General features: G+C 64.0%; 12 protein-coding genes and 1 pseudogene. 6 read left to right on the top strand and 7 right to left on the bottom strand.

Going from position 1 to position 15,150, the window contains the following annotated elements; genetic code table 11:
* Positions 1-195: 195 nt before the first annotated feature.
* The 4 genes from ASF09_RS05780 to ASF09_RS05765 all read left to right on the top strand — a co-directional run bounded on the left by ASF09_RS05780 (position 196) and on the right by ASF09_RS05765 (position 2,646).
* Positions 196-717 carry a sterol desaturase family protein gene (locus ASF09_RS05780; protein ID WP_060525329.1) on the top strand — a complete coding sequence of 174 codons (522 nt, stop codon included), beginning with the start codon at positions 196-198 and terminating at the stop codon, positions 715-717.
* Positions 714-1,511, top strand: coding sequence for a fatty acid desaturase (locus ASF09_RS05775; protein ID WP_235529672.1), 798 nt, complete (start codon positions 714-716; stop codon positions 1,509-1,511). Before ASF09_RS05780 ends, ASF09_RS05775 begins: the two co-directional genes overlap by 4 nt.
* The gene (locus ASF09_RS05770; RefSeq protein WP_060525328.1) at positions 1,508-2,320 is read left to right on the top strand and encodes a sterol desaturase family protein; all 813 of its coding nucleotides are present in this window, start codon (positions 1,508-1,510) and stop codon (positions 2,318-2,320) included. The genes ASF09_RS05775 and ASF09_RS05770 overlap by 4 nt, the downstream gene beginning before the upstream one ends.
* A 95-nt stretch (positions 2,321-2,415) precedes the next feature.
* The gene (locus tag ASF09_RS05765; protein ID WP_060525327.1) at positions 2,416-2,646 is read left to right on the top strand and encodes a hypothetical protein; all 231 of its coding nucleotides are present in this window, start codon (positions 2,416-2,418) and stop codon (positions 2,644-2,646) included.
* A gap of 132 nt (positions 2,647-2,778) precedes the next feature.
* Here ASF09_RS05765 and ASF09_RS05760 read toward each other — a convergent pair whose 3' ends face one another.
* The 3 genes from ASF09_RS05760 to ASF09_RS05750 all read right to left on the bottom strand — a co-directional run bounded on the left by ASF09_RS05760 (position 2,779) and on the right by ASF09_RS05750 (position 9,967).
* On the bottom strand, positions 2,779-5,787 hold the full coding sequence (locus ASF09_RS05760) for a TonB-dependent receptor domain-containing protein (protein WP_060525326.1): 3,009 nt from the start codon (positions 5,785-5,787) through the stop codon (positions 2,779-2,781).
* 480 nt (positions 5,788-6,267) lie between these two features.
* Positions 6,268-7,080 (bottom strand): acid phosphatase, encoded by an 813-nt coding sequence (locus ASF09_RS05755; RefSeq protein ID WP_060525325.1) that lies wholly within the window; start codon positions 7,078-7,080, stop codon positions 6,268-6,270.
* Positions 7,081-7,153: 73 nt separating this feature from the next.
* Positions 7,154-9,967 (bottom strand): TonB-dependent receptor, encoded by a 2,814-nt coding sequence (locus ASF09_RS05750; protein ID WP_082444108.1) that lies wholly within the window; start codon positions 9,965-9,967, stop codon positions 7,154-7,156.
* A gap of 232 nt (positions 9,968-10,199) precedes the next feature.
* Between ASF09_RS05750 and ASF09_RS05745 the strand changes: the two genes are divergently transcribed.
* Positions 10,200-11,042, top strand: coding sequence for an endonuclease/exonuclease/phosphatase family protein (locus ASF09_RS05745; protein ID WP_060525323.1), 843 nt, complete (start codon positions 10,200-10,202; stop codon positions 11,040-11,042).
* A gap of 18 nt (positions 11,043-11,060) precedes the next feature.
* Here ASF09_RS05745 and ASF09_RS05740 read toward each other — a convergent pair whose 3' ends face one another.
* From ASF09_RS05740 to ASF09_RS05725, 4 genes are all read right to left on the bottom strand, one after another.
* Positions 11,061-12,551: a hypothetical protein gene (locus ASF09_RS05740; RefSeq protein ID WP_060525322.1), complete on the bottom strand. Its 1,491-nt coding sequence runs from the start codon at positions 12,549-12,551 to the stop codon at positions 11,061-11,063.
* Complete coding sequence (locus ASF09_RS05735; protein WP_060525321.1) at positions 12,551-13,549, bottom strand: iron-containing redox enzyme family protein; 999 nt, start codon at positions 13,547-13,549, stop codon at positions 12,551-12,553. The genes ASF09_RS05740 and ASF09_RS05735 overlap by 1 nt, the downstream gene beginning before the upstream one ends.
* Positions 13,550-13,561: 12 nt before the next feature.
* Positions 13,562-14,551: an iron-containing redox enzyme family protein gene (locus ASF09_RS05730; RefSeq protein WP_200912531.1), complete on the bottom strand. Its 990-nt coding sequence runs from the start codon at positions 14,549-14,551 to the stop codon at positions 13,562-13,564.
* Between the two features lie 80 nt (positions 14,552-14,631).
* Positions 14,632-14,814 (bottom strand): hypothetical protein, encoded by a 183-nt coding sequence (locus ASF09_RS05725; protein ID WP_056049531.1) that lies wholly within the window; start codon positions 14,812-14,814, stop codon positions 14,632-14,634.
* 227 nt (positions 14,815-15,041) lie between these two features.
* On the opposite strand from ASF09_RS05725, the pseudogene ASF09_RS20205 reads away from it, so the two are divergent.
* Positions 15,042-15,146 (top strand): annotated as a pseudogene (locus ASF09_RS20205) (IS5 family transposase); the annotation flags it as partial.
* Between the last annotated feature and the right edge of the window lie 4 nt (positions 15,147-15,150).

Below are 15,150 nucleotides of genomic sequence, written 5' to 3'. Positions count from 1 at the left end.
ATACCAGATGCCGGCAACGGTGCGCCGAGCACGGAACTCAACTTGTGTCTTGCCGCTTCAAAGACGACCGCTCGCCGACCTCAGCGAGCAACCGATATTCTGGGCGCAATGCCTCGCATCGCAACGCCTTAGCGCGTATATGGAGCGTATGATGAAATCGTCGCATCGAACGGCCGATCACGGGGCCAGACGCTGATGTCGTGGGTCGAGAAACTCGCGATCGTCGCCGGCATGGTGCTGTTCATGGAGTGCTTCGCCTGGGCGGCGCACAAATACGTGATGCACGGCTGGGGCTGGGGCTGGCACAAATCGCATCACGAAGAGCATGACGGGTGGTTCGAGAAGAACGACTATTACGCGATCGTATTCGCGATCGTGCCGATCATGCTGTTCGTCGTCGGCCTGTGGTGGGAGCCACTCTGGTGGGGCGCGCTCGGCATCACCGTCTATGGCGGGATCTACGCGTTCGTCCACGACATGCTGGTGCATCAGCGCGGCGGGTTTCGCTGGGTCCCCAAACAGGGCTATTTCAAGCGACTGCTGCAGGCGCACCGGCTTCATCACGCGGTCGAGGGCAAGGACGGCACGGTCAGCCACGGGTTCCTGTTCGCGCGCAAGCCGGCCGTGCTGAAGGCGCAGTTGCGCGCCAATGCCGATCCCCAGCGCCGCGTCGCACGATCTGCGCAGGCGGCCCCGTCGGTAGTGGCGGATCAGTGAGCGGCGCCTATACCCTGCCCGCGGCCTCGCGCGGCGCTGCGGCTCAGCGTCAGGCGTGGATCGGTCTGTCGCTTGCCGCGGCGATCGTCGCGGTCTGGCTCGCGATCCACATCACCGGAATCTTCTTCTGGCAGTGGAGTCTGGCCACCGTGCCGATCGCCATCGTGATGGTGGTCGTGCAGACCTGGCTCAGCACCGGCCTCTTCATCATCGCGCATGATTCGATGCACGGCGCGCTGGCGCCCGGCTATACGCAGCTCAACCGCCTGACCGGCGCGACCTGCCTCTCGCTGTACGCCTGTCTGTCCTACGCGACCTTGTTGCCGCAGCATCACCTGCATCATCGCCATGCCGGCACCGCGGGCGATCCCGATTTCCATGGCGGCGATCCGAGCTTGCTGGGGTGGTTCGGGCAGTTCTTCCGCACCTATTATTCGCACGGGCAGATCGTCCGCATCACGCTCGTCGCGTTGGTCTATACGCTGGTGCTGGGTGCGCCGCTGGGGAATATCGTCGTGTTCTGGGCGGTGCCCGCACTCGGTGCGGTGTTGCAGCTGTTCGTGTTCGGCACCTGGCTGCCGCACCGCGAGCGGGACGAGCCGTTTGCCGACCATCACCACGCGCACAGCGCCAAAATCCCGCCGCTGCTGTCGCTGCTGACGTGCTTTCATTTCGGCGGCTATCATCACGAACATCACCTGTCGCCGGGTACGCCGTGGTGGGGCCTGCCCGCCCGACGTCGCGCCCTGACGGTACGAACCGGCCACCCCGAACCGACACGACGCGCGCTATGATGCTGGCCATTATACTGTCCGCGATCGCGATGACCGTGATCGTCGGCATCCGCTATCTCGCCGTCTCGGGCGCGTTCGCCTGGGCAACGCGCCGGAAGCATCCGGGTCTGTATATGGGCCTCGACCCGCAGGTCCGGCGCGAGATCGTCTGGAGCCTCGCCTCGGCGGCGATCTACGGCATCCCGGCCGGCGTGGTCGCCTGGGGCTGGCAGCATCGCGGCTGGACCCGCGTCTATGCGGACATCCACGCGTATCCGCTCTGGTATTGGCCGGTCTCGGTGCTGCTCTATCTGCTGCTTCACGACGCGTGGTTCTACTGGACGCATCGCTGGATGCACCGGCCCGCGCCGTTCAAGCTCGCGCATGCGCTGCACCATGCCAGCCGACCGCCGACCGCGTGGGCGGCGATGGCGTTCCATCCGATCGAGGCGCTAACCGGCGCGGTCGTGATCCCGTTGCTGGTCTTCTTCGTGCCGATCCACATCAGCGGGCTGGCCATCGTGCTGACGATCATGACGGTGATGGGCGTCACCAACCACATGGGGTGGGAGATCTTCCCGAAGTTCATGTGGTCGGGACGGCTTGGCGGCTGGCTGATCACGGCCAGCCATCACCAGCGGCATCATGAGCTCTACGCGTGCAACTATGGCCTGTATTTCCGGCACTGGGACCGGCTGTGCAGCACCGATCGCGGCGTCGGCGACTTCCTCCGCGAACACGCACGTGCCGAACGCCGGGCGGCTGCGGCCGATGCGGCTGGCGTGCGGGCTGACGCCGATGGACCAAGCTCCCTACAGTCGGGGCGGTAAGTTCGGGCGATCGCTCGATCATTCGGGCGTAAGTCCTACAGTCTGGCTCCTTATCGCACCGGGCGCGTTTTCGCTTCCATCTGAGGGAGATGACAATGACCGACGCCACTGCCGTAAGCGCCCGCCAGCGCGAGATCGCGACCGAGCACCTGCTGTTCAAGCTGATGGAATATGTCGAGGCGCAGCATCCAGGGCTGCTCGACTTCATGGAAGACAGTCTGGATCACCTCGGCGATCCGGCCACCGACGATACCAAGGACGATGAGGGCGTTCGCCGGATTGCACGCCGGATGATTGTCGGCGCCCGCAAGGAGACTGCGAACTGATCGTGCGCCTCCGCCTGTAGCGCTAAGGCTGGGTGTATCGGCGGCGATCCGTCGCCACGCGACGTGCCCCCATCCAACAGAAAAGGCGGCCCTCGCGAGAAGGCCGCCTTTCTTCGTCTCTGTCAGCGAAGGTTAGAACTTGAAGTTTGCCCCAGCGCGGAACGTCCGACCGATCACACCGGCATAATGCCAGGTCGGCAGGTAGTTGGTCCCCGAGTACGACGCCGGCGCGACCGGTGCCTTCTCGTTGGTGAAATTGCCGACGTTGAAGTTGAACGAGAACTTGTCGTTCACTTCGACCGACATGTTCAGATCGGCGTAGATGAAGCGCTTGATGTAGCAGAACTTGTCGCCGGTTCCATACAGGTTGTTCGCGCAGCTCAAATCGATGTTGCCGTTGTCGTCGGCGTCGATTTCATCCGCTGCGACCGCCTTGATCCGCGACACGTAATAGGTCGTCGCGGTCAGCGAGAACGCTCCGAACTGCAGCGTGTTCTGCCAATTGCCGCGGATCCGCGGCGTGCCCGCGCCCGATGACAGCTCGTACGGTCCAAGCGTTCCGGCAAATTTCTGGACGACGCCGTTACCGTTGTCGACGTTGTACTTGAACAGGCGAGTCACGTCGATCCGGCTGATGAAGCGCGCCTCGCCGCCGAGCGGCACGTTGACGTTCGCCCCCAGATCGATGCCCGACACCATCTGGCTAGCCGCGTTGACGTACGGTGCGTTGATGATGAGCACGCGGGGCCGCGCGTTCGGGAACAGCGGATCGATCGAGTCGACCGCGGCGACCGAATAGCCGGTCGGAAGCGGGGTACCGGCGAAATAGGCAGCGCGCGCGTCCGCGGTCTGCGGCCCGGTGACGATTACGTTGGTCTTCTTGATGTTGTAGTAGTCGACCGTGAAGCTGAACCACGGGGTCGGCTCGACGACGATGCCGCCGGTGAAGCTGCGCGACTTTTCTGGCTTCAGGTCAGGGTTGCCAGAAAAGCCCGAACCCACGTTATACGCCAGATTATAGGGATTGCCGTTGGCGCTGCACGACGTGAGCGTACCCGAGCCGCCATGTTCCAGGATGAAGCTGCACGGCGGCGTCGAGTTGACGAACCCGGCATAGCTCGACCGTGCGTTGTTCTCGGCGAACGTCGGTGCGCGGAAGCCCTTCGAATAGGTACCGCGGACTGCGATCTGCTTGATCGGCGTGAACTTCGCACCGATCTTCGGCGAGAAATTGCTGAAGCCTTCCGAGTAATGATCGTAGCGGCCCGAACCGTTGATCTCGAGCGTGCTCAGCACCGGCGCGTTGATTTCGAAATAGCCTGCGGTCACGGTGTGCGACCCGAATGCTGCCGATGTGTTGGCATAGCGATCGAGGTTCGCGTTGAGGCTGTTGTTTTCCTCGACCTCATGACGGATCTGACCACCGACGGCGACCTGAAGCGGGCCGCCGGGCAAATCAAACAGAGCCTTGCTGACCGACGCATCGAGCGAGGCGAGCGACGTGTGCGAGCCCACCGAATAGCGCGGCGCGACGAGATCACGCGTTGCCTGGCTGTTCAACGACGGATTGACGAAATTGTATGCGCCGGTGTTGATCGCCTGCTTGAGCCCGGCGATGTTGACCACGCCGAGCGAGTCGATGTTCAGGTTGTCCTTCGCGCCGACCGCGTCGACCTGCCAGTTCCAGCCGCCGTCGAAGCTGCCGCGCAGACCAGCGGCGCCGCGGATGACTTCGTTGGTGCGGATCTGGCTCGCAGGCAGATCGCCGAACAGGTAATAAATGCGGGCCGCACCATTGCTGGGATCGTTGGCAAAGGCAGTTGCATATGGGTTGTTCGGGTTGAGTTGGCGGTCGGCTGCCGTGACGCAATTGACGCCCGCCGAGCAAATATACACCGGCAGGACGATACCTGGATTGTTCGATGCGAGCGTCGGCGATGCGCCATAGGGCTGCGTCTGGCGGATCGACAATGGTGGACGCGTCTTGGTCACGACTTGGTTGTGCGAATAGCTGCCCGAGACATAACCTTCGATATTATCGGCAACCTTTAAGCTCAGACGTCCTGAGAACGCGTACCGCTCCTGGGCTGGCTGGACTTGTGTATACTCGTTCGTGTTGTCGTGCTTGCACGCCGTGCCGCCAGCCGCGCCGGCGACCGTATAGGTTCCGTTGGCGCAGTTGAGGTTCAAGGAGGTGTAAGTGCCCGTTGCGGCGGTACCGCCGGCAAACGGATTGTTCAGGTCGGTCTGCGTGGAACGGCGAACGATCGCGTTGATGGTATTCTGCGGAAGTGCGTTGTCGTTCGGATTGCCGTCCGCACCGCCGATCGAACTCAGATCGAGCGTGTTGAACGGGAACTTGCGATCGCTGACCGAGATCGCCGTGTCCTTCTGATACTCGCCGTTGACGTAGAAGTTGAACCCCTGGCGGTCATAGTCGCCGATACCGGCGGTCAGGTTGGCGCGGTAGCGGCCACCGTCGCCAAGTTCGGAAATGCCGCCCTCGGCGGTGCCCGACACGCCGACGACGTGCTTCTTCATGATGATGTTGACCACGCCGCCGATCGCGTCGGCGCCATAGCTCGACGACGCGCCGTCCTTCAGCACTTCGATCCGCTCGACCGCGCTGAACGGGATCGAGTTCAGATCGACATAGGCGTTGTGGCCGTCATCGTTGAGCGGGAAGTTGGTCGAGCGCAGCCCGTCGATCAGCACCAGCGTCGACGATACGCCAAGGCCGCGCAACGACACGGCGGCACCACCGGCCGAGAAGCCGTTCTGGAAGCCGGTCGAGATCGAGCCGGCGCCATCCGCCGAGATCGAGCGGACCGCATCGTTGATGTTGGTGATACCCGCGCGCTGCAGCGTCTGCGTGGTCAGCACGGTGACCGGCGACGGTGTCTCGGTGTCGGTCCGACGGAACAGCGAACCGGTGACGACGATCTCCTGACCGGTCGCATCGGCCGGCTCGGCCTTGGTCTCCTGCGGCGTGATCGTAGCGGGAGCCGGCGCGGTTGCCGAAGCGTCGGTGGTGGTGGTCGCATCCTGTGCAAAACCGGCGGCCGTCGAAAGAATGAATGCCAGCGGCGTAGCGGCCGCGAGCAGGATCGCCTTCGAGGTCGAATGAGATGTCGAGATCATGAAATAATTTCCCCCCAGTGGCCCCGAACGGTCGCTTTGACGATCCGTCCGGAACGATGTGTCCCGACCGCCGCGGCGCGGCTGATCAGGACTATGGGGAGAGAAGTGAGGTAACGTATCTGTCATGTAAAGCCGCAATGCTGGCGTGTGACGAACAGCGCGACATAGTGACGGAAATGACACAATCGGTGGCGTGAACACCGGTGAATTTGTAATATTTTCACTGGTCGGCGGCAGAGCGTACGAAAATTACATAAGGCCGTCGCCTCGTGACGCCGGTCAGCGGGCTGCGTCCGAGCCGCTGGAGTGATAACGGGGACTACGAAACGCCCTAACCAGCGTGCGCGCAGTTTGCGCGGGGCGGGCGTTCAGATGGTCTTACTGCGCGCTGCACTCGCGCTCGATTGCTCTAGCATTTCGACTGCCGCCACATGCCTTTACCCGGTGAACCACGGGGACTCACCCGACCCGAATAGGCGCTTAACGTAGAATGGGCTGGGCAATCAGCGCCCGTTCGGCAGCACAGCCGGCAACCGCCGGACGGGCGGCGGCGGGAGCCTGTCGTAGCGCCGATAGCTCGGTCCGCGCCGCCGCGAGATCCGCCTGGAACGCGGGCGACGACGACAGCGCGGTCAACGTGGCACTCGCCGACAATCGGCCGGCTTCCACCGCACTGGCGTTATGCGCGCCACAGACGATGCGGCTTTCCCCGAACGCGCGACCGCGTGCGAGGATGGCGGTCGCGCGGTCGGGTGCGAGTTGTGCCAGCAAGGTCGCCCAGGTCCACCCCGCCGTGGTATGTCCCGACGGATAGTCGTAGCTGCCCTGCAATTCACCGACCGGCTGGCATACCGGACCTTTGTCGATCAGATAGGGGCGCTCTCGCTTGTAGAATGACTTCGCGATGCCGGTGTTGCGCGCCGTGTCGGAACCGGCTTTCTCGATCAGGCGCGCGGTCAGCGGTGCGTTGGCGGGCGTTAGCTCGACCCCCATCGCGCAACTGAAATCGCGCATCATGTCGCCCGTCCCGAGCTTCACGTCGTTGGTCGCCAGTCGCCAGCGCGGCGAGCCGACCAACGCACGCGTCTGGCGGAAGATCGCGCGGTCCGCCTGCCAGCGCGGGTCGTCCCGCTGCGGCGCAGGCGGAAGCACCGCAAGGATATCGAACGCGCCTTTCGCCAAGTAGACGAGCGGCTCCTCGCCTTCCGGGCGTTCGACGACGCCTTGCGCCAGGGCAATTGCGGAAAGGCCGAGTATCGCGGTCGCGGCAAGAATGGCTGAGGGCACCCGCATGTCGGCGTCTCCTGGGTCGGTCGTGTGAAGTACCTTGCCGATCGATGAGATCGGCAGGTGTCGGGAAACGCGGCTAGAAGCCTGCCGTGAGCGTCATCGTAAAGGTGCGGCCCCAGCGGACGATCTGCGGAACCTGATAGCTGTCAGGGCCGACCGTGCGGTAATAGCTGATATTGTCGAAGATGTTCGACACCGCGCCGGCGATCTTCAGATCGCTGTTGACGCTGTAGCCGACCGTCGTGTCGACGCTTCTAGTCGCGCGCTGCGTGTCGTTCAGCTGCTTGCCGCCAAACGTGCCGAACCGGTACGCAGCGATCAACGGGCCGTTGTATCTGTACGAAACGTTCGCGGAGAGGCCGCCCTTTTCGTAGAACAGCGAGGCGTTGTAGAGCCGTTCGGGTGCCCCCTGCATCGGCTGCGACTTGTCGGTCGACGCGTCGTTGAGATGCGCCCACGAATGCTGCAGCGTCATGTTCCCGGATATGCCGAACCCGGATTCCCAGCCGGGCAACTCCACCAGCTGGTAGCGTGCAGCGACTTCCACGCCGTAAAGGCCTGCGGTTCCGCCGTTGACCGGCTTGGACACCGACTGAAGGCCATCGACCGCGATCTGCGAGGCGCGGAAGTCGGTGCCCCGATCGTAGAGATAGTCGCTCAGCGCCTTGTAATAGCCGGCGACGGAGGCGCTGAAACCGCGATGCTGGTGTTCGATGCTGGCGTCGAAATTCCAGGATTTGACGGCCTTCAGATCCGGATTGCCCTCGGTCACGCTGATCGTGCCATCAGAGTTCACGCTCGTCTGGCTCCCGCCGGCAAGCTGGAAGAACGCCGGGCGCGTGTAGCTGCGCCAGACCGCACCGCGAATGACGTTCTCTTCGCCCGACCGATAGTTGGCGTGAATACTTGGGAGGAGAATGTCGTAGTGGGTCCGGCTGGACTTGAAGCCTTCCTGTAGCGCCGATCCCGAGGTGCCGTCGACGCTGACGGAATTCCAGAAGATGTTGTCGATATCCGTATGCTCGAACCGCAAGCCCGGCTGGACCTCGAGCGCGTTGCTGACGATCTTGGCGAGCGCGTACCCCGCATAAACGTTTTCATGCCCCGACAGCGTGTTCCGATTGAAGTCGTTGGCCGACAGCGTCGTGGCCGCTGCGGCGTTGCGCGCCGCGGCGGTAAGCGCGGCGCCATCTCCTCGTACGAAGGTGTACGGATAGTATTCCCGATCGATCGAAGACTCCTCGCCGCGCGCGAACGGGCTGGCGTTCAGTGTCTGGCCGGCGGGCAGGAAGTTCAGATTGCTGTAGTCGCGCGAGAAGCTGTCGCGCGTACTGTGCACGACCTTGACGCCGGCTGTCAGCGATTCCAGCCACGACCCGATCTTGTAGGTCGCATCGAAGCGTCCGCCGAGCTTGGAGGCGGTACTGCGCGAATTCGTGAACTCGCCGCTGTCCTGTTCGACGCCGTACAGCGCATTGTTGTTGAAACGGGCCAGCTGCGCAGCGCTGAGCAGGGGCAGAGGATAGCCGTTGCGATAGGAGAGCGCGAAGGGGCCGTTCAACTGGTTGCCCGCGAACGTCTGGTAGGTCACCTCCGAATGGTCCGGTGCCGCGCTCTTGCCCCAGCTCCAGAAGCCGCTGTAGCCGAGCGTCAGGCGACCGGCATCGGTCGTACCGCCGATGACTCCGGAAGCGAGCGTGGATTGCGCCGGCGCCGTTTCGAACCACGCGTGATATTCCCCGTCGCTCTCGGCATTCTGGTAAAGACCATCGGGGCGAACGACCGCGGCCGAATAGCGGTCGGCCTGGATGCTTTTCTGATAGATGTTCTGTTCGATGTTCGAGACCGCATAGGTGCCCCGCGCGTAGAGTTTCGTGGCGCCCAGATGCCAGTCGAACCCGAGCGCGCCGCCATACCGCACCTGATTGCCCTCGCTGAACTGGGCATTGGTGCTGGTCAGCAGCAGATTGTCCTTCTTGGAAAATCCATCGGGATTGCTGCCCTGCTCGCCTTGCGAGACCGCGAACTCCCATTGACCTGCCTGGAAGTCGACCATCGTCGAGGCGAAGTACCGCTTGCCGTAATAACCCGATGCGTAGACGCCGAACTGTTCGTCGTTGCCGAACCGGTGCGAGACTTCGGCCTGCACCATCCCCGTCCCCGCCGGCGTGTGGTAATCGAGCGCGTATTGGCTCAGGCCACCCTGCAGATAGAGACCGACATGCGTCTTTTTGTCGAAGTCGAACGCGGACGGCGTGCGGAAATCGATCGTGCCACCGATCGCGTCGCCGTCCATGTCCGCGGTCGACGTCTTATTGACGACCACCGCGGCGATGCCGACGGGGGGCAGCAGATCGAGCTGGATCTGCCGCGAATACGGCATGCCCTGCGCCGCGTTCGCGCCATTGACCAGATTGACGTTGTACGAACCGCTCAGCCCGCGAAGATAGACGAAGCTCGCGCCACCCCGCGCCGCGCCGTCGAGGCCGCCGTGATTGCCGGACGAAGGCGTGCCGAAAAAGTCGGTGGGTGCGACCGAAATACCCGGCAGTCGTGCCATCGCATCGACGACGCTGACATTGGGTTGGCGCTGGAGGTCGGCGCTCGACAGGACGCTGGTCGTACCGGTCGACTCGATCTCCGCCTTCTTCGACGCGTGTCCGGTGACGACGATCTCCTCACCGGCAGCATTCTTGACCTCGTCGGACTTGCCGACGACGATCCCCTGCGCCTGGGCTTGCGCGGATGGTGCGTCAGTACCCTTCGCATAGGCGGCCGACGGCAGGGCCAGCGTAGCAATTGCAATCGCCAGACAGGCGGCACTGCCGCGCAAAGCGAGCACGCCGGACATCGGACGCACGTCCTCGGCAGAACGATCAAATCTGTTCATGCAACACCTGAAAATGGGGAATAACTTTGGTCTGCGCCGCCCCTAGGGCGAGCGTATGACGGCGATGTGACGTATCGTATAATATATGTAACGCCGTTTTAGGCGTGGTCGCACAATCGAAACTGGCAGCGATAGTGAGCATCGGTCGATGTCATCAGACGGACATCAACCCCGATTAGCGCGGCGGAATCCGATCGGACCATCCCGTCATTCTTCGTGCAGCAGGTTTTCCATGAAGCGCCATTCCCTCAAGATCCTGGCTACCCTGACATTGGCCCAGGCAATGCCGGCGGTCGCACAGGACCTGCGCGTCATGACGTTCAACGTGCGCTATCCGAACCCCGACGATGGTCCGAACGTATGGGCAAAGCGCCGCGACGTGTTCGTGAAGACGGTCCGCGCGGCCAATCCCGACGTGATCGGAACACAGGAGCTATTCCAGTCGCAAGGCCGCGATGTCGTCCGTGCGCTGCCAAAATCCCGCTGGTTCGGCCGCGACCGTTTCGGCGGGCATTCGACAGAGCATATGGGGATCTTCTACCGCACCGATCATCTCCGTCTCGTCAGCCAGGGGGATTTCTGGCTTTCCGAAACCCCGGAGGTGCCAGGCAGCATGGCATGGGGTGCGACGCTGCCACGGATGGTCACCTGGGGTATCTTCGCAACGCGCGGCACGAAGCCCTACAGGTTCCTCATGATCGACACGCATTTCGCGAACCGCGATGTCGAAGACGAGGAAGCCCGTCGTCGATCCGCAGACCTGATCGCCGCCAGGCTACCGATGCTCGCCAAGGGCCTGCCGATCGTGCTCACCGGGGATTTCAACGCGACGCCCGACAGCGAAGCGCATCGTCGGCTGTCGGCCGTTCTCACGGATGTCTGGGCGACCTCGCCCAGGAAAGCCGGTCCTGAAGGCACGTTCCACGACTTCACCGGCAAGCCCCAGGCAATGATCGACTACATCATGGTACGCGGTTTCGCGCCGGTCAGCGTCGCCGTGCTGACCGATCACGCCGGCGACCGCTATCCGTCGGACCATTTTCCGATCGTTGCCGTGCTTCGGCGCAAGGACTGAGCTCTCCGACGTTTCACCTCAACCCGAACTACCGCCGGGGGCCAGCGGGCGACCGAGCGGACCCTGCAGGTGCAGCGACGTTTGCGATCCGTAGAAGTCGGCGATCCCGCCCCAGGCGCGGTGGTTGAGTTCGAGCAGGAACAGGATGCGGCGCATGACGCGCGCCTGCGTTGCAGGGGGTATTGCGACGATGTGCTCGAACGCGTCGCGCGAGATGCTGTTGTGGTTCAAATCCTCGTTCAGTTCGTCATGATCGCCCGCCAGATCGCTGAACGCAGGATTGGTACGCGCCACCGAGGCGAGCCGGAGCGACATCTTGGGTGGTTCGCCGAACACACCCTCGATGACCATGACCGACGCGCAGGACGTGACCGGATCGACCTGCGCGACGAGCGTCAGCAGGTCGACGAACGCGAAATGCAGCGGCAGCGGTACCGCGCGATCGAGCGCCGCCTGGGTGATGCCGAGCGTCTCGCAGGTCGTGCTCTCGAGCGCCTCGTGCCCGACCTCCTCGCCGAAATAGCGGAACATCATCGCGCGCAGCGGCGCGATCAGCCGGCGACTGAGATTGGGCGCGATGATCTCCACGAACCGGCAAGTCACGTGATATTGTTCGATGAACGGCCCCGCGATCAGCGGCGACCAGCGATCGCCGAGCGCGTCGAGCATCGTGACATACGGGTTTTCGCCCCATTTCCCGAGGGTGCTGCGGGTCAGCATCTCGACGCGGCGCATGAATTCGAGGCCCGACAGCGTCGGCAGATCGGGGATCGGCGGAACGGCGAAGCGCAGCGCGGTATCGCCGGTCGAGTCCGCCAGCGCGCGCCCGACCAGCCAGAGGTGCGATTCCAGATCGCGCGGATCGTAGAGCGCCAGCGCCTCGACGATCGCGTCGCTTTCCGGCAGCGCGGCTTCCTCGCCCGTGATCCTCGCGAGCATCACCCCGGCGGCGATCAGAGTCAGTGGCGCCGAGTTTCGGAAATAGGCGAACTCGGCGATGATCAGCCCAAGATGGAAGTTGGGCTGGACGTCCGCGTCGAACGGGTCGCCCGTGGTGCCCAATGTGGCGCTGGCGAGCGCCATGTCCGACTCGATCCTCAGCACGGCTGCGTGGGCGACTAGGCGTTCGAGCCGGTGGGCTGGCAGGTCCGCCCGAATGGCGGCGATGGTGCCGTCGATACATGCGTCGATCGCGGCGATCCGCGCGGCAAGCGTCTGTCGGATCCCGTCATGCCCCTCCCCGATCAGCGCGCGGCCATCGAGAAACGCACCCAACGCGCCCCAGCCGTCCGCCCCTGCTTCGCGCATCAGGTCCCATAACGGGGCCCCGCCGTCGCGCAGCGTCGCCAGTTCGGCCGCCATCCGTGTCGCCGACGCGGGATCGTCGAGCGCGAGGACATATCGCGCATCGCCCTGCGTAAGCGCGATCGCGGACGCATCGGGCGCGTGCTGGATCGCGTCGACGCACAAGCGCGGATCGCGGTAGCGGTGGAAGGTCCAGAGATCCATCAGGAGTCCTCGAAGATGCGCGCGATCGCCGCACGGGGCTGGGCATAGAACGTCAGGATCTGCTCTTCCTGTAGGATCATCGTCTCGATCATCAGCGCGACGTTGCGCTTGACCACCACTGCGGCCTCGCGGTCGACCACGCCTTCGAGCGCCATCAGGTCACGCGAGATGTCGGCATGCTCGTAATCCGCGTTCAGGTCGGCATGATCGCGCAGCGGCAGGTAGAAGGCGGCAGGCAGATCGAGTTCGCGACAGCGATCGTCGAACGCGTCGACGAACGCCACCTGCGCCACCTCGAACAGGAACAGTACGGCCTTGAACGACAGCGGGTGCTGGCGCGCATAGACGCCGAGCGCGGCACAGAGCGCAAACGTGGTCGGTAGCGGCTGATGCGCTTCCAGCTCCTCCGGGGTCAGACCGACCGCCTCCAGCGCGCGCGCCAAAAACGCGTCGTGGCCGAGTTCGGATTTGAGGAACCCCTGCAGCAGGTCGCGTTCCCGCGGCGTCCGCGCGGTCGCGAGCGCGGGTCCGATCAGCCCCGGCGCCGCCTTGACGATGTAGAAATATTCGAGCGCATAGCCGATCAGTTGTTCGCGCGTCGCGCGATGCTCGACGAGCGCGGTGTGGAATGCGGACCGCGCGACGCGCTGCGTGACACGATCGGCGATCCGGCGGATCTCGCGGTAGAGCTGCGCGCCGCTGACCAGCCCTTCCGTGCGCGGTTCGGATTCGACCAACAGCCGGACCGCGTCGAACCCCTGGAGCAGCGCCGGTACCTTGTCGGCGATCTCGGGAACCCCGGCGATCATCGCGTCGATCGACACGCCGCCGCCCACCAGCTGGTCGATCAGGCGAGCCACGGCAGGCGCCTCCGCCGTCTCGAACGCGAACGCGCACCTGGTCTTGCCGATGCGGATCGTGGCTTCGTTCGGCTCGATATCCGTGGTGACGCCGAGCCGAAACTTGGGCTGGCTGAGCCCGGCTATGGTGGCCTCCATGCTATCGTCCTTTCACAGATCGGAGACGCGGCGGAGCAGGGGCGCATCGCCGGTATAGTGCCGCCAGACGCCCGAGTAGAACGCGTCGTACAGGTCGACGAACAACGGCATCTGCGCCTTAAGACGCCGCACGTCGGTCTCGGCGATTGCGGGGATCTGCTGGAAGATCAGCCGGGTGAGGTTGCCATGCCCAGCGTCGATGTTGATGTTCGCATGCGTGCGCAGCGGACCGACGAAGCCGTCGTCCATGCCCACGCGGGTACACGCCTCGATGAAGCTGTCCTCCTTCATGCCCTGGCCCTCGAGCAAGCCGAGCGTCGAAAAGAAGAACAGCGGATCGTTGTGCGCCCAATAAGCAAGCGCGTTGCACAGCGCCATCGTCTCGGGCAGCGGGATCGCGTCCTGCATATCCGCATAGGTCAGGCCGACATGCGTGAGCGATCGCAGCAGGATCTCGTCATGGCCATATTCTTCGGAGAAGAACTCGTTCAGCAACAGCCGGACCGCGGTGTTGGGCACATAGGACAGCACCGGCGCGTCGAAATAGCTTTCGCGGAACAGGAAATGCCAGTTCTCGATCACCATGCCGGTCGCAAGCCGCTGCGGAAGGTCGCCCGGCGCGTTGGCGGCGAGGCAGGTCTGCCAGAACGGGTTGCGGTAGATCGTCGTCTCGCAGCGGGCCTCGACCAGTTCCTCGAGCTCCAGGATCACTTCGGACCCGGAGCGAAACGGCGGCAGTGCGGTGTCGTCGAGCAGGCCCAGCCCATCGAGCGACGCGACGAGATCATCGGCCACCTCGCGCAGGAGAGCGGGCTCGTCGGCGACGATCCGGTCGAGCGTGGTCGCGCCGTCCATCCGGCGCAGCGCGCGTTCGAGCACGGACTGCGGCATGTCGCGGGCGACCAGCGTATGGCGGTCGCCGAGCAGCAGCGCGGTCCCGCCGACGCGGATTTCGGTGTTCAGCCGGGGGCGGCCGATGGTCTGGAGGTCTTCGATCTGCACGCTATCGTCCGATCGCGGTCGCGCGGTCGCGCATGGCCGGCGGTGCGGGAACGCCGCACGGCCGGCCAGCAGCGAACGCGTCAGAGGTGGATGGCGATCAAGGTCGGGCGGCCATCGGCCTTCTCGACCGTGAACAGGAAGTGCTTCCCGCCCAGGGTGCCGGTGTTGATGTACAGATCGGGCTTCTTGCCGTCGAACGTGTTGTTCGCGAGATCGGCATGCTTCACTTCGTGAACCGTCGGATGTGCGGCAGCTGCAGACATGATGTCCTCCTTTGTCGTGGTGCCGGCTTCGTCGAGCCGGCTGGGAGGCATGCTCTGCCCGGACGCAGGGGGGATCAATCGAAGACACCTCCGATATGGCGTCACCGCGACGCCCCTCCCCGGCAGATAGACCCGAAACGACGCAGATCGCCGCAAGGGATTATAGTCTACGAACTGGTAGCCTCGACGCGACCTTACCTAAAGGCACACCGCATGGCTCGGCTTGCCTGAAGGACTGGCGCCCCGTCGCGACCCGCTACGACCGACGCCCCACGGTCTTTTTCTCCGCCATCGCCCTCACTGCCACCGTCATCTTCCGGCTAGAACAGTGAGTCC

It is taken from the genome of Sphingomonas sp. Leaf242, assembly GCF_001422045.1.
Taxonomy (GTDB): Bacteria; Pseudomonadota; Alphaproteobacteria; order Sphingomonadales; family Sphingomonadaceae; genus Sphingomonas.
The sequence above is the reverse complement of the archived record's forward strand: the minus strand, read 5'-3'. Positions and strand labels throughout refer to the sequence as shown.